This window comes from Niallia sp. RD1 (genome assembly GCF_024219955.1).
Taxonomy (GTDB): domain Bacteria; phylum Bacillota; class Bacilli; order Bacillales; family Cytobacillaceae; genus Niallia; species Niallia alba.
Genome location: NZ_CP100420.1, coordinates 69,128 through 86,527, shown reverse-complemented (window position 1 = coordinate 86,527; position 17,400 = coordinate 69,128). Strand labels below are relative to the sequence as shown.

General features: G+C 35.3%; 21 protein-coding genes. 7 read left to right on the top strand and 14 right to left on the bottom strand.

Annotation, left to right across the window (positions count from 1 at the left end; genetic code table 11):
• The first annotated feature begins 272 nt into the window (after positions 1–272).
• Positions 273–980, top strand: coding sequence for a 3D domain-containing protein (locus tag NKG37_RS00550; RefSeq protein ID WP_101729210.1), 708 nt, complete (start codon positions 273–275; stop codon positions 978–980).
• A gap of 618 nt (positions 981–1,598) precedes the next feature.
• Here the strand turns inward: NKG37_RS00550 and NKG37_RS00545 are convergent.
• Positions 1,599–2,087, bottom strand: a complete 489-nt coding sequence (locus NKG37_RS00545; RefSeq protein WP_254415626.1) for a divergent PAP2 family protein — start codon at positions 2,085–2,087, stop codon at positions 1,599–1,601.
• 407 nt (positions 2,088–2,494) lie between these two features.
• On the opposite strand from NKG37_RS00545, the gene NKG37_RS00540 reads away from it, so the two are divergent.
• Positions 2,495–3,997 (top strand): leucyl aminopeptidase, encoded by a 1,503-nt coding sequence (locus NKG37_RS00540; protein ID WP_254415625.1) that lies wholly within the window; start codon positions 2,495–2,497, stop codon positions 3,995–3,997.
• 347 nt (positions 3,998–4,344) lie between these two features.
• Entirely contained in the window at positions 4,345–4,812 is a 468-nt protein-coding gene (gene tnpA, locus NKG37_RS00535) for an IS200/IS605 family transposase (RefSeq protein ID WP_100525941.1), read from the top strand.
• Positions 4,813–4,948: 136 nt separating this feature from the next.
• On the opposite strand, the gene NKG37_RS00530 is transcribed toward tnpA, so the two are convergent.
• The 3 genes from NKG37_RS00530 to NKG37_RS00520 are packed head-to-tail and all read right to left on the bottom strand — an operon-like array spanning position 4,949 to position 7,264.
• Entirely contained in the window at positions 4,949–5,962 is a 1,014-nt protein-coding gene (locus NKG37_RS00530) for an alpha/beta fold hydrolase (RefSeq protein ID WP_254415624.1), read from the bottom strand.
• A 2-nt stretch (positions 5,963–5,964) separates the two neighbouring features.
• A complete protein-coding gene (locus NKG37_RS00525) occupies positions 5,965–6,453 on the bottom strand; it encodes a hypothetical protein (RefSeq protein ID WP_254415623.1) in 489 nt (162 codons plus the stop codon).
• 43 nt (positions 6,454–6,496) lie between these two features.
• Positions 6,497–7,264: a glucose 1-dehydrogenase gene (locus NKG37_RS00520; RefSeq protein WP_254415622.1), complete on the bottom strand. Its 768-nt coding sequence runs from the start codon at positions 7,262–7,264 to the stop codon at positions 6,497–6,499.
• 244 nt (positions 7,265–7,508) lie between these two features.
• Here NKG37_RS00520 and NKG37_RS00515 point away from each other — a divergent pair, with 244 nt between their 5' ends.
• Positions 7,509–7,700: a hypothetical protein gene (locus tag NKG37_RS00515; protein ID WP_254415621.1), complete on the top strand. Its 192-nt coding sequence runs from the start codon at positions 7,509–7,511 to the stop codon at positions 7,698–7,700.
• 194 nt (positions 7,701–7,894) lie between these two features.
• On the opposite strand, the gene NKG37_RS00510 is transcribed toward NKG37_RS00515, so the two are convergent.
• The 9 genes from NKG37_RS00510 to NKG37_RS00470 form a co-directional block, all read right to left on the bottom strand.
• Positions 7,895–8,317: a YuzC family spore coat inner layer protein gene (locus NKG37_RS00510; protein WP_254415620.1), complete on the bottom strand. Its 423-nt coding sequence runs from the start codon at positions 8,315–8,317 to the stop codon at positions 7,895–7,897.
• Between the two features lie 128 nt (positions 8,318–8,445).
• A complete protein-coding gene (locus NKG37_RS00505) occupies positions 8,446–8,628 on the bottom strand; it encodes a hypothetical protein (RefSeq protein WP_016202393.1) in 183 nt (60 codons plus the stop codon).
• 108 nt (positions 8,629–8,736) lie between these two features.
• On the bottom strand, positions 8,737–9,099 hold the full coding sequence (mnhG, locus tag NKG37_RS00500; RefSeq protein WP_016202392.1) for a monovalent cation/H(+) antiporter subunit G: 363 nt from the start codon (positions 9,097–9,099) through the stop codon (positions 8,737–8,739).
• Positions 9,080–9,367, bottom strand: coding sequence for a Na(+)/H(+) antiporter subunit F1 (locus tag NKG37_RS00495; RefSeq protein ID WP_016202391.1), 288 nt, complete (start codon positions 9,365–9,367; stop codon positions 9,080–9,082). The genes mnhG and NKG37_RS00495 overlap by 20 nt, the downstream gene beginning before the upstream one ends.
• A complete protein-coding gene (locus NKG37_RS00490; protein ID WP_016202390.1) occupies positions 9,367–9,843 on the bottom strand; it encodes a Na+/H+ antiporter subunit E in 477 nt (158 codons plus the stop codon). Before NKG37_RS00490 ends, NKG37_RS00495 begins: the two co-directional genes overlap by 1 nt.
• A 5-nt stretch (positions 9,844–9,848) precedes the next feature.
• Entirely contained in the window at positions 9,849–11,321 is a 1,473-nt protein-coding gene (locus NKG37_RS00485) for a Na+/H+ antiporter subunit D (protein ID WP_254415619.1), read from the bottom strand.
• Complete coding sequence (locus NKG37_RS00480; protein WP_016202388.1) at positions 11,314–11,652, bottom strand: Na(+)/H(+) antiporter subunit C; 339 nt, start codon at positions 11,650–11,652, stop codon at positions 11,314–11,316. The genes NKG37_RS00485 and NKG37_RS00480 overlap by 8 nt, the downstream gene beginning before the upstream one ends.
• Positions 11,652–12,077 (bottom strand): Na(+)/H(+) antiporter subunit B, encoded by a 426-nt coding sequence (locus NKG37_RS00475; protein WP_016202387.1) that lies wholly within the window; start codon positions 12,075–12,077, stop codon positions 11,652–11,654. The genes NKG37_RS00480 and NKG37_RS00475 overlap by 1 nt, the downstream gene beginning before the upstream one ends.
• Positions 12,064–14,454, bottom strand: coding sequence for a Na+/H+ antiporter subunit A (locus NKG37_RS00470; protein WP_254415618.1), 2,391 nt, complete (start codon positions 14,452–14,454; stop codon positions 12,064–12,066). Before NKG37_RS00470 ends, NKG37_RS00475 begins: the two co-directional genes overlap by 14 nt.
• Before the next feature lie 227 nt (positions 14,455–14,681).
• On the opposite strand from NKG37_RS00470, the gene NKG37_RS00465 reads away from it, so the two are divergent.
• Positions 14,682–14,888: a hypothetical protein gene (locus NKG37_RS00465; protein WP_101729205.1), complete on the top strand. Its 207-nt coding sequence runs from the start codon at positions 14,682–14,684 to the stop codon at positions 14,886–14,888.
• A 316-nt stretch (positions 14,889–15,204) separates the two neighbouring features.
• On the top strand, positions 15,205–15,819 hold the full coding sequence (gene kapD / locus NKG37_RS00460; protein ID WP_101729204.1) for a 3'-5' exonuclease KapD: 615 nt from the start codon (positions 15,205–15,207) through the stop codon (positions 15,817–15,819).
• 246 nt (positions 15,820–16,065) lie between these two features.
• Here the strand turns inward: kapD and NKG37_RS00455 are convergent, their stop codons facing one another.
• A complete protein-coding gene (locus NKG37_RS00455; RefSeq protein ID WP_016202383.1) occupies positions 16,066–16,455 on the bottom strand; it encodes a kinase-associated lipoprotein KapB in 390 nt (129 codons plus the stop codon).
• Positions 16,456–16,584: 129 nt separating this feature from the next.
• On the opposite strand from NKG37_RS00455, the gene NKG37_RS00450 reads away from it, so the two are divergent.
• Entirely contained in the window at positions 16,585–17,100 is a 516-nt protein-coding gene (locus NKG37_RS00450; RefSeq protein ID WP_016202382.1) for a superoxide dismutase family protein, read from the top strand.
• Positions 17,101–17,400: the final 300 nt, after the last annotated feature.

Sequence of the window (17,400 nt, the reverse complement as noted above, 5' to 3'; positions counted from 1 at the left end):
TATCACAATGATTATGATTTCTCACTTTTTTAATCTTCAGCAGAACCACATCCTACTTTTTTAAAATGGTATAGTTAAAATTTGGTAGTTTTCCTCTGTTAACATCGATTATTGACTAGTGGAAGGAATAAGAAACAATCGATTAGTGTATCCTAACTGATATTTTTTTGCATTATTTGGTATTTTACTAGGGGAAAAGTTCCGCTTTTTAACTATTTATGAATAAATTCTTTGAATATGGGAAATGAATAGTTTTGGGAGGAGTGAAAAATATGAATTTTTATAAAAAGTTTTTTAGAAGGGTAGGCATGGTTCTACTTTTTATGGCAGCACTACTAACCACATTTCAGTCAATTTCAGGTGTAAAGGCTAGTTCGATAAATTATAGCAGTTACGAACAAGTAGAAGCAAGCGAAGATAACGATCAGTTTGATCATACAATAAAGCAAATTGGTGTAGCATTAAAAAGCTTTAAAAAAGTATTAGTGGACAAAACACAAATTTCATCAAGTAAAGAGGTTGCAGGTAAACCTCCTTTGCTAGAAAATATGAAAGATTGGTCACAATATCCAACAAAAAGAGTCGTTGCAACTGGATATACAGCTGGATATGAATCAACAGGTAAGAATCCTGGGCATCCCCAGTTTGGAATCACTTATTCAGGAGTAAAAGTAAAAAGAGATTTATATAGTACAATTGCTGCTGATACTAGTGTATTTCCAATCGGTACTATTCTTTTCATCCCTGATTATGGATTTGGAGTAGTTGCTGATACTGGTTCAGCGATTAATGGAAATAAACTAGATTTATACTATGAAACCGTAGATGACGTCTATAGTCAATGGGGCAAGAAAACAATCGATGTATACATAGTGGAAATGGGTAAAGGGAAATTAACAGAAGAAACATTAAGTTCATTAAATGAAGAAGAATCTATGCAAGTATTCCGTCAACAGTATACTAAAGCAGAAAATAAATAATTACATAGATAAATCGAAAACCGATGTCTTATAGAAAGTGTTTTTTACAAGAATCAAGAAGGTTTGTGTGAGCCTTCCTTTAGGATATCCACATTTTTATACTAGAATTAAAGGCTGGAACAACAGTATTCTAACCAAGGATAAATTCGAACAATTATATGGAGATGTTAATCAAATTTTCGTATAATTGTTTGTTTTTTTCATTCTGAATGGGTTTTGTGGTAGTCACCCGCAGACTGAATACACTTCGCTTTCCATGGGGCGAGCGCCGAGCCGCTTCGGCTTCGCCTGCAGGGTCTCGGACTTTCTCGCAGCTCCCATAGGAGTCTACGTGTATTCAGTCTGCTCCGTTTTTCCTAATAATTATATTTTCTTTATTAAAAAATGATGGAACGAAACAACCTTTAAAAACGGGGTGAAATGGAGCGGAGGACACTCGACTCCTGCGGGAAGTAGAGCAAAGCCTAAGACCCCACAGGCTTTAGCCGAGGAGGCTTAGGTTGCTCCCCGGCGAATCGTGTGTCTGTAGCGCAATGGAACGAATTGGTTTTCCTACTAAATGAGAGATTGTTCGTCTTTACGCATTATATATTGGTTTTGTCCCAGCGTCTTTATTATTCAAATAGCAGTATAATAAATTAACATATGTAAAAGTAGTGTTAATAGAATTCCTGTTAGTCCACCAAAAAATACCTCGATTGGTTTATGTCCCAATAATTCTTTTAATTCTTTTCTTTTTTCTTGTTCTGGTTTGTTTTGCCATCCTTTTGCTTCGTTTAAGAACTTATTAAAATCATTTACTAAACGATTTAAAACAATGGCTTGTTCTCCTGCTTGCCTTCTAACCCCTGTTGCATCAAACATAGTGATAATCGCAAAGATTGCAGCAACAGCAAATATTGGTGAATCAAATCCTGTTTGAAGTGCAATCCCTGTTGAAAGGGCGGTCACAGCGGCTGAATGAGAACTTGGCATGCCTCCAGTACTAGTTAACAAAGACCAATCAATTTTTTTTGTAACAAAAAAGGTAATCGGTACTTTGACAAATTGTGCAAAAAAGATTGCAAATAAGCTCGCAAGTAAAGGGAAGTTAGCTAGTAGTTCCATAAAAAAACACCTCGTCATTTCTTGGTAGAATCTGTAGTACTTTTAGTATGTATACCTTATTTAACTCATTATTAATCTTTCATATAAGGAATGTTAATGGAAATAAGGGGGTAGACAGTGGAGTTAATAATAGAGTGTAATGATTTTCTTTATGTATGTATATTTTTAAAGCCATCGAAGAGTAATAAATGCCATTATGGTTGCCTATTAGGATAGCATTGACTACGCCTCTAATTTTTGCGTTTCCACTTATCTTATTATAACATAACCAATTATCGAGCTTTCTACTTAAATTCGAAAAAATCTTTTTATATTTGCAGAATAGATGTTAGAAAATTTAATTAGCTATACGAAATGATGAATAAATTCGTTATAATGGAAGAAGAAATGAATGGAGGAATGAGTATATGTTTTCATATCAGTCAGAATGGGAATTGCAAAATAACCATGAAAGTATCATTGTCGGGTTATTTGATAAATCTATTAAATTAGAAGGAAAGCTTCAACAATTAGATGAACGCTTTGATGGAGAGTTAACCAATCTAGTAAAAGATGGCGATATTTCAGCAAAGAAAAAATCCATTACGGTTATACATACTTTTGGGAAAATTGGAGCAAAAAGAATTGTTTTTGTTGGATTAGGCAAGGAAAAAGAACTTTCTTTTAATGAACTAAAAGAAATCTTTGGAGCAACATTTAAACGTATTAAAAGTGAAAAATGGGTGGAAACAGCTATTTATTTGGATTCCTTTGTAACAGAACAGAATGAAGCACAGGATGTTGCGCATGCATGCAGTGAAGCATTTGGGCTTTCTACGTATGAATTTGCAGGCTATAAGCAAAAGTCTAATGAACCAGAAAAGGAAATTATGGAAATTACCGTCTATAGCAATGCGGAAGGTGAAGAAGTAAAGGCATCACTAACGGTAGGTTATGTATATGGACAAGCAACAAACTCTGCTCGTACGCTAGTTAATCTACCAGGAAATATGTTAAAGGCAACAGATCTAGCAAATTTTGCTTTAGAATTAGCAGGAAAATATGGATTTGAAGCAGAAATCTTAGAAAAAGAAGATATGCTGAAGCTTGGGATGGGTGCGTTACTGGCAGTAAACCAAGGTTCTACCGAGCCCCCTAAAATGATTGTTCTAAAATATCAAGGAAAAGAAAACTGGGAAGATGTCATTGGCTTAGTAGGAAAAGGGATTACGTTTGATACAGGTGGCTATTCTATTAAGACAAAAGCAGGTATTGTTGGCATGAAAACAGATATGGGTGGAGCTGCAGCAGTACTTGGGGCAATGGAGATTATTGGAGAATTAAGAGCAGAACAAAACGTTGTTGCCGTTATTCCATCTACTGACAATATGATAAGTGGTCATGCATTTAAACCAGATGATGTTATCACATCTATGAGTGGAAAGACAATTGAAGTATTAAATACGGATGCAGAAGGTCGGTTAGTTTTAGCAGATGCAGTAACCTATGCTAAACATCATGGAGCTAATTATCTTGTTGATGTTGCAACACTAACAGGTGGGGTAATCACTGCATTAGGGATGGAGACAACTGGTGCCATGACGAATAATGAATCATTATTTGAACAAGTGCTAGAAGCATCCTATGAAGCGGGCGAGCAAATGTGGAGATTGCCTATTTTTGATAGTCATAAGAAATTAGTACGCAATAGCCCGATTGCTGATTTAAATAATTCACCAGGTGGAGCAGGGCATGCAATTATGGGTGGTGCTTTTATTGGAGAATTTGCAGAGGAAACTCCATGGGTACATCTAGATATTGCTGGAACGTCAACGCAAAGTAAAACAACTGATTTAGGTCAAGCAGGTGCAACGGGCGTCATGACAAGAACTTTAGCACTATTTGTGGAACGATTTGAAGGTGCAAAATAAAGATATTTTATCTCGCTCTTAACGGACAGCAAGGCGCCAGCTCAAGCTGTGGAAAATCGAGGAAGCTACTAGGTGTGGAAGCTTTCCTGTAAAGGTCCGATAAGTGCAACTAGCCATCAGTGGGAGATGATAAAAAACCACTGGTGAAAGTTTTCTAATATATGTAATTTGCCAAAGCCCCTATAAGAAACGGGGCTTTGGCATCTTTTTTGATGGTTTCGAAAACCCCTGGCTATGCCGGGGGTTCCGGAGAGCTTATAGCGAGGTAACAAAAAAACCTCCTTTCATGGTAGGATAAAGTTGGTTTCCCGACCACTTTATCTCACGCAAGAAGGAGGTATGCCCTTATGAAGGACATGAACAGTTTAGCACATACAACATGGAATTGTAAGTATCACATAGTCTTTGCCCCAAAATACAGAAGGCAAATTATTTATGGCAAATACAAAAAGAGTATAGGACAAATCATAAGAGAGCTATGTGAAAGAAAAGGTGTCATTATACATGAAGCAAATGCCTGTCCGGATCATATCCATATGTTGGTTAGTATTCCACCAAAATTAAGTGTATCGCAGTTCATGGGTTACCTAAAAGGAAAAAGTAGCCTGATGATATTTGATCGACATGCGAATTTGAAATATCGCTATGGGAATCGTAAATTTTGGTGTCGTGGTTTCTACGTTGATACCGTGGGGAGAAATAAGAAACAAATACAAGAATATATAAGAAATCAGCTGAAAGAAGATTATATGGCTGATCAGCTAACTTTGTTCGAAGAATTCGATCCGTTCACGGGTGAGAAAAATCGGAAGTAAATAAAGAAATTCTTTAGAATTGGTGAGTGAATGTGGTGCAGAAGGGAAACCTTTTCAGTGGGCCTTTAAGGCCGAGGCCGGTAAGAGAGGCTTTTAGCCGCAGAGCAAACCACCAGTTCACACTGGTGGTTTTGATTTAAATAGACGTACTATGAGCTCTCAGCCAAGATTCCATCGGCTCTGGCATATGTGATTTCGCAACAAGACCAGCATGTCCCCCTTCACATAAAACAAAGGATTTATCTTTGCTTGAAACAAGATTCATGATTGGTTCGCAAAGTGAACTAGGAACAAGAGGATCATTTTTGGTGGAAAATACGAGTAGATTGGATTGGATGTTAGAGAAATCAATTTCTTCTCCATTGATTGTTAATCCACCCTCAACCATTTTATTATCCCTTACAAAATCATTCATAATTTGTTTAAAAGTTTCACCAGCAACTGGAATGTGATCAAGTGTCCATTTGTTCATTCTTGCCCATTTCTCGGTGTAATTCTTTTCTCCAGAACGATTGAGAAGTGCTAAATAATGACTGAATGACAAGGGGGCAACAAGTAATCTTGTCCCGTATTTTACCGATTCTGGTGGAATGATCCCCATTTTATCAATAAGTTCGTCAATCTGTAATTCATTTTCGCGAAGGGCCATCAGCCAATTATTGTAATCAGGAAAAGCAGAAAAATCGATAGGAGAAACAGCTAGAATTAAATTTTTTATATGATGATTATCTAATGCAGCAAATATGGTAGCAAGTGTTCCTCCTAGACAAAAACCAATGACTGTAAAAGAATCCGTTCCGGCATGTCGAATTGCCCTTTTAAATCCTTGCTGAATGTACTTTGTTATATAATCATCTATTGTTAAGTGGCGATCTTCATATGCAGGTATACCAAAATCGATTAAATATACATCATATCCTGCAGTATTAAACGCCTCGATTAAACTCATAGAAGGACCTAAGTCGAGAATATATGGTTTATTTACGATAGAATAAATAAGGTAGATGGATTCTTTGTATTTTCTTCTTTTAGCAGGGTAGTACCACAACGTTGCTTTATTTTTCTTCCATATTGCATATCTTTCTGATTGCCCGACAACTGGATCGTACGATAAGGTATGAATGAAATTAGCTAGATTTTTTTTTGCCATTTTTATATCGCCTGATTAGTAAAGTTGAATTCTTCTTTTTGGGAATCCAATTGTTGTCTTGCTTGCACTAATTCATTTTGTAGAGTAGAAATTCTTTGCTCTTGCTCGGTGATTTTATTGGTCAATTGATTGGAATAATCATCAGAAGGGTTACTGCCTAGTTGTTCGATTAGTTGTTTAACTTCTTTCATCATATTTGTTAATTCAAATAATTGATCATCTAGACTATCAATTTTTTCTTCAGATTGAAGAATTAGTTGGGTTGCATTCGCTAAATCTGTTTTAGTAGGAAGATTAATATAATTACTTAATTGTTCTGTGTAATTTTGAATTTGATCTATTTTGTTGGTTAATGGATTTGCTTTTGAATTAGTTAAATCAATGACAGACATTTGATTTAAGCTATTTTTAATTCGATTATTTAATCGATATTGTAGCAATGTTCCACCTTTTTTTAATAACTCATAAAAGTCGATTGTAACATGAGCCATTTTCCTATCCCTCTTTCTTTTCTTTTTTTAGCTTGCACTTTACTTATAGACTTGAAGAAAGTCCACCATCAATGGCAATAGTTTGTCCGGTGATATAATTGGATGCTTCTCCGGACAAGAGAAGAATAATTCCGTCTAAATCAGTTAGTTGTCCTAAACGTCCTGCCGGAATTCTTGCAGTAATTTGTTTATAATGGTCTTCAAATACTGTCGTTATTTTTGTCGGGAAAAATCCTGGTGCAATCGCATTTACTTGTATATTGTAGGGGGCTAATTTTATAGCTAATTCCTTAGTTAACGTAATAAGTGCACCCTTACTTGTGTTATACGCAATCGCATCTAATAATTGTGGTGGTGTACCATTAAATGCTGTAACGGAAGAAACATTGATAATTTTGCCTTGTTTTTGCTCCACCATTTGTTTAGCGACTGCCTGTGAAAATAAAAAAGAACCTTTAAGATTAACCTCGAGCACTTTGTCCCATTTGTCCTCTGGATAATCTAGAAAAGGTGCCATCCAGGAAGTACCACTGTTATTAATTAAGATGTCTATCGTTCCGAATTTGGCGATTGTTTTACTTATAACACGGTCTATCTCCTCTTTTTTGGATACATCGCAAGGAAGGGCTAATACGTTTACCCCTTTATTCTGTAACTTAGTAGCTGTCTTTGAACACTGTTCTATGTTTCTCGAACAAATGACGATATTAGCACCTGCTTCCCCTAATGTAGTAGCTATCTGTTCTCCTAATCCTCGACTCCCTCCAGAGATAATTGCTGTCTTATTCGTGAAATCCAAAAGTGAATTCATTTTATTTACCATTCCTCCTGCGACATCTATTCCATATAGTATAGACAAGCAATGTCCTAAGGGTGAATAAATTAATGGATTTACCTATGCCTATCCTAATTCTTCCTTATTTACAAATAGTGATGGCTTTGTCCTATTTGGAAATTTAGGATTAACAGGCGATAGCCCAGTCCAAAAAGAGGACATTCGCATAGAAAATAGAGAGAGAGAAATAAGTCTAAAAAGAGAGTGGAGGTAATTGTGAATGATGCATGGATATCCTTATCAATATCCGCAGCAAGATTCCAGAGCTTGGTTTGTAGCACCATTTGTGGGCGGTTTATTAGGCGGTTTATTAGGCGGAGCTTTAGTTAGACCTAGACCGTTTTATTGCCCGGTGCCATATTGTCCAGTCCCATATGGCCCAGTACCATACGGACCTTATCCTTATTACTAAAATATCGTGGTTATATGTAGCTTTTACCATAAATGAAGATCCTACTTGATAGAGGTAAAATCAACGAGCTTCCTAAGAGAAAGTAATAACGAGTATTGAGAAAAAATTTAAAAAATAAATAGCGTTTCGTTTAGATTATTTCAGGCTGAACTTATGTACAGTCTGAAATAATCTATTATTCATGAAAAGAGGGTTTAGCGCCATCTTAATTGAACAGACAAATAGCAGCAATGTGGGGGCTTATTTTTATGGTCAAAATTTAACGTTATTCCATCTGGATTATAAGATATCTTCGGAATTTCTTTTATACCAATTGATTTAATTAATTGTTCAACTGTTGCTGTTTTCGATAATTGGGCGGCACTCATTAAGTTTTTAGAAAAGTCAGGGGAATTAACTAATTGATTTAAACATGCTTCCAAGTCGGGTAAAAGTGTTAATGTATCCTTAGCAGAATCCATAAGTTTAGCAGGATTTACCTCGGGAAATTCTCGAAAATAAATTGGGTAATGAAGATATGGATGGAATGCTGCTGAAGTAGTAGTATTGCGATGATAATAAAGAGCTTGGTACATAGTAGCCATTCCTTTCGTACATAAAATTCTAACTTCTTCCATCATATTCTCTATAGAGGGAGAATATGATTAGCGCGAAAATAAAGACTTGAAATCACTTAAAGGGCAAATTTGCCTTTGATTTCAAGTCTTTAAAATGGGATCGATTATTCAACGCGCTTTCGCTTTTCTTAAAATTTATTGCGATGTTCGACTAAGTCAATTGCTCCTAAGACAACATGCGCTAGTCCGAAACCGAAAACAGTATTGGAAATCATGGAATCAATTTTCCGATTTTGCTTCATTACGATACCAGCAGTTGTAACGGCTGTTCCTAGGACGGTGGGAATTAATCCTTCACGAATATTCTTCATATGTTATTCTCCTATGATGTTTTGGTCCAATAGAAGGACGTCCTTATTATTCACTATTTTGTACAAGCTAAACCCACCGAAACAATGGTTGATTAGGCAAATCATGGCTTATTTGCTTCTTTCTGCTGCATCTTTTGCCTGTTTTAAATCATCTCTTATCGTTTCCTCTGCCATTGGTACTTCACTATTATAAGCAGAGCGAATAATAAGTTGCCCAGCTACGGGAGATGTTAAGAAAATAAAAGCAATCGCAAGAATTAAACGAGAATTAAAAATTTGTTCTAATTGGAAAAAATACAGACAGGCACCAAGGAGAATAAACATTACTCCCAGCGTCGCTGATTTCGATGCTGCATGACTTCTTGTATACACATCTGGTAGCCTCAATACTCCAATGCTTGCAATTAGACTTAATAAGGCTCCTAAGAGAATAAGAATCGCTATAATAATATTAATGATTGTCTCGGTCATTGTCGATAATTACTCCTCTCTCCAGGTACTTAGAAAAAGCCACCGTACCAATAAAGGCTAAAATACTAATAAGAAGAATAACTTCCAAAAAGGCCGAAGTTTTTAATACTACTGATAAAATAGCAGTAATAGCAACAAGATTAATTCCGATTGCATCAAGTGCAACCACTCTATCAGGGGTGGATGGTCCCTTTACAACTCGATAAATGAATAAAATAGTCGAAATAGAAATGATAAGTAAAGATATATGCATGATCGTTTGGAACATTAAAGACTCACCTCTTGGATCGCTTTTTCAAAGCTATTTTTGATACTGCTGATTGTAGCCTCTTTATCACGAATGTCCATCGCATGAATATAGAGAATTTTATTGTCCTCAGATATATCCACAACAAGCGTTCCAGGTGTGAGGGTAATAAGGTTACAAAGGATCGTTATTTCCCAATTCTTTGTTAAAGCTGTTTCTAGGGCGAAAATTCCGGGTGTCACTCTTAGCCTTGGTCGAAGTATAATTTTTAACACTGCAATATTGGAAAGTACTAGTTCTCTTAGAAAAATACCTAAAAGTTTTATAATGGAAACAACTCGATATAAATAAAACTTATCGGTGAAAAATCTTCTTGTAATATAAATGAGCATTAATCCGATAATAAACCCGATTAGAAATGTGTCTGGAGCGAAGGAACCTTTCAGAAACATCCAAACAAAACTGATTAAGAAATTTAATAATAATTGAAAAGCCATTGTCATCACTCCTTTAATACGGCATGTATGTAGTTTTCCGGTTGCAACAGGCTCTCAGCGGCTAGAGAAATATATGGTAAAAGCATCTCTACTCCAATGCCTATAAGGAAGGAAAGAAGAACTAGTATACAGCCAGGGAATAAAAGTGTCTTTATAGGCTTTTTCGTAACATTATCTGATTCATCTCCCCAAAATGCTTTAACAAAAATCTTGATAACAGAAAGTAATACGAGGAGACTAGATAGAACAATAAGAAAGCCACCAATATAATTACTTTCTTCAAAAGCCCCTTGGATAATGAGTAATTTACCGATAAATCCACTTAATGGCGGAATTCCCGCTAGCCCAAGTGCTGCAATAAAGAATGTCCAAGCAAGTAGAGGATATCTCTTTATTAATCCACTCATAGATTTTAAATTACTAGTTCCGGTAATATAAATTATGATTCCGATTAATAAGAATAGAGCTCCTTTAATAATCATGTCGTGTATCAGATAAAAAATCGCTCCAGTTAGTGAAGCTGTATTAAATGTCGAGAATCCAAATAAGATAACACCAATCGCCGTAACAATATTATAGATAATTATTTTCTTTACATCATTATAAGCTATGGAACCGATAGCCCCTAAAATGATCGTAATAAGAGCAAGAGTGCCTAATAACGTAAAGACATATGAATCCTCGTAAAAGAATAAAGAATATGTTCTAGCAATTGAATAAACGCCAACCTTCGTTAATAAAGCTCCAAATAATGCTAGTATCGGTATTGGTGCGGCGTTATAAGATCCTGGAAGCCAGAAGAATAATGGGAAAATCGCGCCTTTTAGTCCGAAAACAATTAAAAACAAGACCGCAATAACGGTTAATATGCCAGTACCACCTACTTCACTAATTCTCTCTGAAATAAACGCCATATTTAAAGTACCAACAACAGAATAAAGATAAGCAACTGCAATAACAAAGAGTGCTGAAGCGACAACATTTACAACAATATACTTTACCGTTTCTCTTAACTGTATTTTGGTATTTCCAAGAACAAGTAGTACATAGGAAGCCATTAACATCACTTCAAAGAAAACAAACAGGTTAAAAATATCCCCTGTAGAAAACGCACCAATAACACCAACTAAAAGAAATTGAATCATGGAGTAATAAAAGTAATTTTCTCTTGCTCTGTCGATTCCTTTAAAAGAATAGAGGATACAGCAGAATGCGATAACGTTTGTTGTTAACACAAGAAGCGCAGATACCATATCTGATACAATCGTTATCCCAAACGGTGCATCCCAATTACTTAAATTAACTGTTTGAATTCCTGCATTTTTAATTTTATCAATCATTACTAGTGCAACAATAATAGAAGTACTAGTACTCAATAAGGAAAAAATACGTTGTAAAATGATTTTCTTATGAAAGAAAATCAAGATAATTCCCATAAATAAAGGAATTAAAATTGGAAATAGAATTAGATTAATCATACTTTTTCCCTCTCAATTTCTCCATATTATCCGTTCCTAATTCCTGATAAGTTCTGTATGCGAGCACTAACAAGAAAGATGTAACACCAAAGCTAATAACAATGGCAGTTAATATTAATGCCTGGGGTAATGGGTCAGTATACCTTTCTGCATGCTGTCCTAAGAGAGGGGCAGCACCTTTTTTTAATCCGCCCATCGTTAATAATAATAAATGAACCCCGTGGCTCAAGAGTCCTGTTCCAATAATAATTCGTAAAAGACTCTTAGAAAGAATTAAATACGTTGCACACATAAATAGAATGCCGATGATGAATGCCATTAAAAATTCCATTAGTCATCCTCTCCAATCGTTTGAATAATGGTCATTGTAACGCCAACTACTACTAAGAAAACACCCAAGTCAAATAATGCAGCAGTATGAAGAGACGTTTCTCCTAATAAAGGTAGGTGCACATGTTTATTAAAAAAATGGGTTAAAAATGGTTTGTTAGAAAGTACAGCAATCATTCCTGTTAAAAAGCTTATTAACAGTCCTATTGCGGTAACGTAAATAAAATTTACAGGGAAGATTTTCTTCACAAATTTTAAATCGTAAGCAATAAGTAATAAAACAATCGCTCCACTTGCCATTAATCCACCGATAAATCCTCCACCTGGTGTATAATGTCCAGCAAAAAAGAGATCAACAGAGTATAGGAGTATTAAAAAGACAATGACTTTAGTAATCGTTTGTAAAACTAAATTATTTATTTTCATTTTTCTTTCCGCCCATTCTTAAGGTTATCATCGAATAAATACCAATTGCAGCAATAGCTAGTACTGTAATTTCAAAGAGAGTATCAAATCCTCTGAAATCAACTAAGATAACATTGACCATATTTTCTCCTGCCGCTTTAATATAGGTATTATCCACATAATATGGAGAAATGGAATCGAATAATTTTGTGCTATAAGAGGCAATGGCAATCAGCATTACAACCAGCCCTACTAGCACAGAAATTACTGCATTTGATATTTTGAAAGGAATACTTTCCTTTTTCCTTGCGTTTCTAGGTAAATGATAAAAACATAGTAAAAATAAAGCGACAGAAACTGTTTCAATGACCAATTGAGTTAACGCAAGGTCAGGTGCTCGAAATACTACATAGAATAAAGAAACGGTATAACCGACTGCACCTAAAAGAATAATAGAGGTCAAACGTGATTTAGAGAACAATATCGCTATAGTCGAAATAACAAGAACAAGCGATAGAACAGCTTCATATCCTCCAATTGGTGCTAGTAGGGAAGTGTCTATTTTAAATCCATCCTTTGCAAATAAGGTATAAGAAAGGATTAGAATAAAGAAAGAAAAGATATAAATCAAATAGGTTCGAAGGGAACCAGTCATATATTTATTCGTCAGTTTGTTAAATGTATTTTCTGTTTCTCCAAATAACCAATCATATATCCGATTCCAAACAACAGGAATAGCTTGATAAATAACAGACCATTTCGTCACTGATAAATAAAGGATTGTTCCAAAAACGATAACGCCAATTGTCATAAATAATTCTGGTTGGAATCCATGCCAATGATAGATATGCAAATCATAAACGCCTCCACCATAAATAGATGTAATGGCAGGGGATAGAATAGTATTAGATAATACCCCGGGAAATAACCCGAAAATCACAACAAGAGATACTAATATAATTGGTGAAATTAACATTCCCATTGGTGCTTCATGTGGCTTAGTAGATAATTTTTCTGGTTGATATTTTCCGGTAAAAGTCTTAAATACAAGAATCATACTATATACGAATGTAAAGATACTACCAACCCAAGCGATGATTGGTAATAGAACTCCCCAAGTATCTAAGTTAAACATATTGAAATCACGAATATTCAACATGCTCGCAAAGAACATTTCCTTACTAAGGAATCCGTTCAATGGTGGGATACCAGCCATTGATAGCGAACCAATCAATGCAATAGCAAATGTGATCGGCATAATTTTCATAAGGCCGCCCAAACGACGAATATCTCTTGTACCTGTTTCGTGGTCAACAATCCCAGCCATCATAAATAAACTACCTTTAAAGGTTGCATGATTGACAAGATGAAAGACTGCCGCAGCTGTTGCGATATAATAAATACTTTCATTGTCATAATGAACACCTGCAGCACCAATCCCTAGTAAAGACATAATCATTCCGAGCTGACTGATTGTTGAGTATGCAAGAAGTCCTTTTAGGTCTACTTGTTTTACGGCAAGAAATGATCCGTACAATAGGGTAATAATCCCGACAAGTGATACAATCCAAAGCCAATAACCAGATACTGCAAAAACAGGACTTAAACGGGCAATAAGATAAATTCCCGCCTTAACCATCGTAGCTGAATGCAAATAGCTGCTGACTGGAGTTGGAGCTTCCATCGCATCCGGCAACCAAATATGGAATGGGAATTGAGCAGATTTTGTAAATGCTCCTAGTAAGATACAAATCATCCCTAACATAAATAAAGGATGAAAGATAATAGAGTTTTGTTGAACAGAAGTAATAATTTCTGAAATATTGAATGACCCTGTCATTAAATATAGGAGTACAATTCCAGCTAATAAGGAAAGACCACCAAATACAGTAATAACCATCGATTTAATTGCTCCATATCGAGAGTTACTTCGGTTATTCCAAAAGCCTATTAAAAGAAACGAAGAGATACTTGTAATTTCCCAAAACATATATAAAACAATCAAATTATCGCATAATACGACTCCAAGCATAGCTCCCATGAAAAAGAGAAGATACACGTAGAATTGATTAAGCTTTTCTTTATCTTTATCTAAGTAATAGATGGAATATAAAATAACAAGTGAACCGATTCCAGCTATTAATAAGGAGAAAAGCATCCCAAGACCGTCTAATTTTACTGCGAAATCAATTCCTAATGATGGGATCCAAGGGATTGATGCTATTTTTGCCTGTAAACTGGAGGTTGTCCCAATATTACTGGAAAAATAAACAAATAGTAGAATTGGAAGTGGAAGTACGAACCATCCTGTATGTACCCTTTTCAAAAGTTTGTATGTGATAGGAATCAATAGGGTGTATATAAAAGGCGCAAGTACAGCCCAATGAAGAATAGACAAATTAAACCCTCCTTAATTAATCTGAAAAAGTCGCTTGATAATGAATGAACATATTAAAGTATAACGCAAAAAAAATGACTGTGCACAGAGGAAACATGAAATATATTGGGCGATAAACTTTGCTATTAAATAGGAAGAAACCGGTCAAAAAACGGGAAAATTTTTTTTGGTTTTTGGTGTAAAATAACCACCTTTTTGCTCAAACTAATGATGAGGTGGTTATAAACATGCATATGAAAGCAAAGATATGGATGTCTATTTGTATATTTTCTCTTTGTCTTTTAGTAGGAATCTTCTTGAATGATTTTCAAAAAAGGGAGTTTTATTCATTAACGGAGCTCCTATTAATAGAAGAAGACGACTCTCTTATTCTCGAAGAAACAATGATTCCATTTGAGCCAAGAGAATATATCCGGAAAATGGCAGTAGAATAATGGTTTGAAAAAGAGGGACAGCCTTACATAAGGATTTGTCTCTTTTTTATGTTTTACCGGTGAGATAAAAATATGTGCAGGAAGAGAAATGTTTTTGCTTAACTATGTGATAAAAACAAAGCTTTTTTCTCTCCAAAAAACACAGTGAAAAAATACAGAAAATTAAAAAGGTTAAGTGATATTCTGTTATAATATAGATAGATAAATAAGGGAAACCAGCTTGTGTGAAGAAACATAGTTTGGAATTATTTTTGAAAAGAAAGAACAAATTGAACACGCGATCATGTGAAATATTGATGAAAAAGAAGGTGAAAGAATGGAAAAGCAACATTTATTTATTGACTTTGAATTCACCATGCCGGAGAAAAGTAGTAAGTTTAAGGGGTTTTATCCAGAAATTATTGAAGTAGGTATTGTCGCTGTTGTAGGTGATTCAATAAGGGAACAGTTTTCGTCTTACGTTGTACCCCGTAAGTTTTCAACACTTTCAAGGAGATGCAAATCTTTTCTACATATTTCACAAGAACAAGTCAATAACGGGATATCTTTGTATGATTTAATGAAAAAGCTTGAAACAATTTGCGGAGGATACCAAAATATCATTGTTACATGGGGAAACATGGATATGAAAGTGCTTAAGGACAATTGTCAAAAGGCACAGCTTCCCTTTATCGTGTCATGTAAAGAAGTGGATTTATCGATGGAATATAAGCGTTTTTTCGGTGATAAAAACCAAACTGGTTTATGGAAAGCGGTTAGGGAGTACGGAAGAGAAGGAACTGGAAAACATCACCGGGCACTAGATGATGCTTTAACCACCTATCATATTTTTAGACTAGTTGAACAAGACAAGAAATATATGGGCAAATCAAATCAACCAACTATTGGAGATTTAATTGATATGTCCAAATTACTGAATAAGTTTGCCTAAAAAGACGAAGAGGTCAATCTTCGTCTTTTCTGTTTAGGCTATTTTCGTAAAGTTTGTTGCTATTACCCGCAGCCGGAATACACTTCGCTTTCCATTGGGCTCGCGCTTCGCCTCCGGGGTCGTAGAATGTCTCGCTAATCCCACAGCAGTCTACGTGTATTCCGACTGCTCTATTTTCCAACTAATTCTTTTCTCCTGTTGAAAAAACAACAATCTTTTAGAAAATAGCCTTTGTTCACATGCATTTTAAGGTAGCTTATAGTATTCCGTATTTAGTATGTCTAAATTTTTCATACTTTGAATAGCGAATGCAGACTCGTCTGCTTGGAGTTCTTGGCGCATTTTTTCTAAGGCAACTTGTAATGATTCATTATAAGAAGGGATTGAATCCTCTTTATACAGTTTGACCATTTTCTTTGGAGCATTCATCTGTTCCCGATAAGAAAGAGCTTTTCTTTCATGGAATATTTCAACCATTGCCTCTTTCGGCTGATGCAAATCACCTTGCATCGGATGCTTTAAGACTGCAAGAACTCGTACTAAATAACTCTGAGGACGGATTTCCGTAATTTCTCCGATGTATTTTCCTGTTTTATAAAAGGCGGTTACAATAGAACCGATAGATAGTTCTGACAATCAAATCCCTCCAAGTATTATTTCCTTTTATAGTATCACAAATAGACTGTATATGATAAACGAGAAGAGCTGTATAATAATGAAGGCTTTTTCAAATAATAATACCAAACCGTCCATGGAGGAAAAAAGATGAAAAAACTGAGTTTATTGGCATTTATAACCCTTTTCCTAACCGGCTGTGCGGAAGGTGAAGTGACGAAATTAGAGGTAGAAATGTTTAATGATGTTGGAGACTCTTTAGGAACAATTGAGCTACAAGAACAGTCTAAGGGAGTAAAATTATCTTTAAATTTAAAAGGTTTAACTCCAGGGATCCATGGTATTCATATACATGAGACGAATAAATGTGATGCTCCTGATTTCCAATCTGCAGGTAATCACTTCAATCCAGATAATAAAGAACATGGTTTACTTCACCCAGAAGGTGCCCATGCTGGTGATTTGCCCAATATCCTAGTAAAGGAAGATGGAACAGTAAAAGCTGAGCTAATGGCACCACAGGTAACTCTTAGAGATGGAAAAACATCATTGTTTACAAAGGATGGGACGTCTATTGTTATTACTGAACAACAAGATGATGGAATGACTCAACCAGCAGGCGATTCTGGGGAAAGAATTGCGTGTGGAGCAATTAAGAAGAAATAGTTCTTGGTGAAGAAAAAAGACAGGCGACTCTTGAGTTAACGGGTTCGGATGAAGAGTACAAAAACTTAAATAGCATATCAATTTTAGGTTCAAATCGCATATGATTTGAACCTTTTATTTTTGTTGATTTAAAAGGGTTTAATCGCAATTGACGTATAAAATAGCACATAAATTAGCATACTAATTAACAGGAAGACAATAGCTAATGTCATACATTCGAAAAGTATGCTAAAATGTATCCCAAAATAATTGCTAAAATTGAGTCAAATATAGAGGTGAAACAAGGATGAACTTTATTAA

Excerpts from the sequence above, each read along its gene's own strand:
- NKG37_RS00450 (WP_016202382.1), top strand. The coding sequence starts at position 16,585 with ATGAAAAAACTGAGTTTATTGGCATTTATAACCCTTTTCCTAACCGGC.
- NKG37_RS00465 (WP_101729205.1), top strand. The coding sequence starts at position 14,682 with ATGCATATGAAAGCAAAGATATGGATGTCTATTTGTATATTTTCTCTT.
- NKG37_RS00510 (WP_254415620.1), bottom strand. The coding sequence starts at position 8,317 with ATGGAAGAAGTTAGAATTTTATGTACGAAAGGAATGGCTACTATGTAC.
- NKG37_RS00540 (WP_254415625.1), top strand. The coding sequence starts at position 2,495 with ATGTTTTCATATCAGTCAGAATGGGAATTGCAAAATAACCATGAAAGT.
- NKG37_RS00515 (WP_254415621.1), top strand. The coding sequence starts at position 7,509 with ATGATGCATGGATATCCTTATCAATATCCGCAGCAAGATTCCAGAGCT.
- mnhG (WP_016202392.1), bottom strand. The coding sequence starts at position 9,099 with ATGACCGAGACAATCATTAATATTATTATAGCGATTCTTATTCTCTTA.
- NKG37_RS00530 (WP_254415624.1), bottom strand. The coding sequence starts at position 5,962 with ATGGCAAAAAAAAATCTAGCTAATTTCATTCATACCTTATCGTACGAT.
- NKG37_RS00550 (WP_101729210.1), top strand. The coding sequence starts at position 273 with ATGAATTTTTATAAAAAGTTTTTTAGAAGGGTAGGCATGGTTCTACTT.
- kapD (WP_101729204.1), top strand. The coding sequence starts at position 15,205 with ATGGAAAAGCAACATTTATTTATTGACTTTGAATTCACCATGCCGGAG.
- NKG37_RS00475 (WP_016202387.1), bottom strand. The coding sequence starts at position 12,077 with ATGAAAATAAATAATTTAGTTTTACAAACGATTACTAAAGTCATTGTC.
- NKG37_RS00485 (WP_254415619.1), bottom strand. The coding sequence starts at position 11,321 with ATGATTAATCTAATTCTATTTCCAATTTTAATTCCTTTATTTATGGGA.
- NKG37_RS00490 (WP_016202390.1), bottom strand. The coding sequence starts at position 9,843 with ATGGCTTTTCAATTATTATTAAATTTCTTAATCAGTTTTGTTTGGATG.
- tnpA (WP_100525941.1), top strand. The coding sequence starts at position 4,345 with ATGAAGGACATGAACAGTTTAGCACATACAACATGGAATTGTAAGTAT.
- NKG37_RS00505 (WP_016202393.1), bottom strand. The coding sequence starts at position 8,628 with ATGAAGAATATTCGTGAAGGATTAATTCCCACCGTCCTAGGAACAGCC.
- NKG37_RS00520 (WP_254415622.1), bottom strand. The coding sequence starts at position 7,264 with ATGAATTCACTTTTGGATTTCACGAATAAGACAGCAATTATCTCTGGA.
- NKG37_RS00545 (WP_254415626.1), bottom strand. The coding sequence starts at position 2,087 with ATGGAACTACTAGCTAACTTCCCTTTACTTGCGAGCTTATTTGCAATC.
- NKG37_RS00495 (WP_016202391.1), bottom strand. The coding sequence starts at position 9,367 with ATGTTCCAAACGATCATGCATATATCTTTACTTATCATTTCTATTTCG.
- NKG37_RS00480 (WP_016202388.1), bottom strand. The coding sequence starts at position 11,652 with ATGGAATTTTTAATGGCATTCATCATCGGCATTCTATTTATGTGTGCA.
- NKG37_RS00525 (WP_254415623.1), bottom strand. The coding sequence starts at position 6,453 with ATGGCTCATGTTACAATCGACTTTTATGAGTTATTAAAAAAAGGTGGA.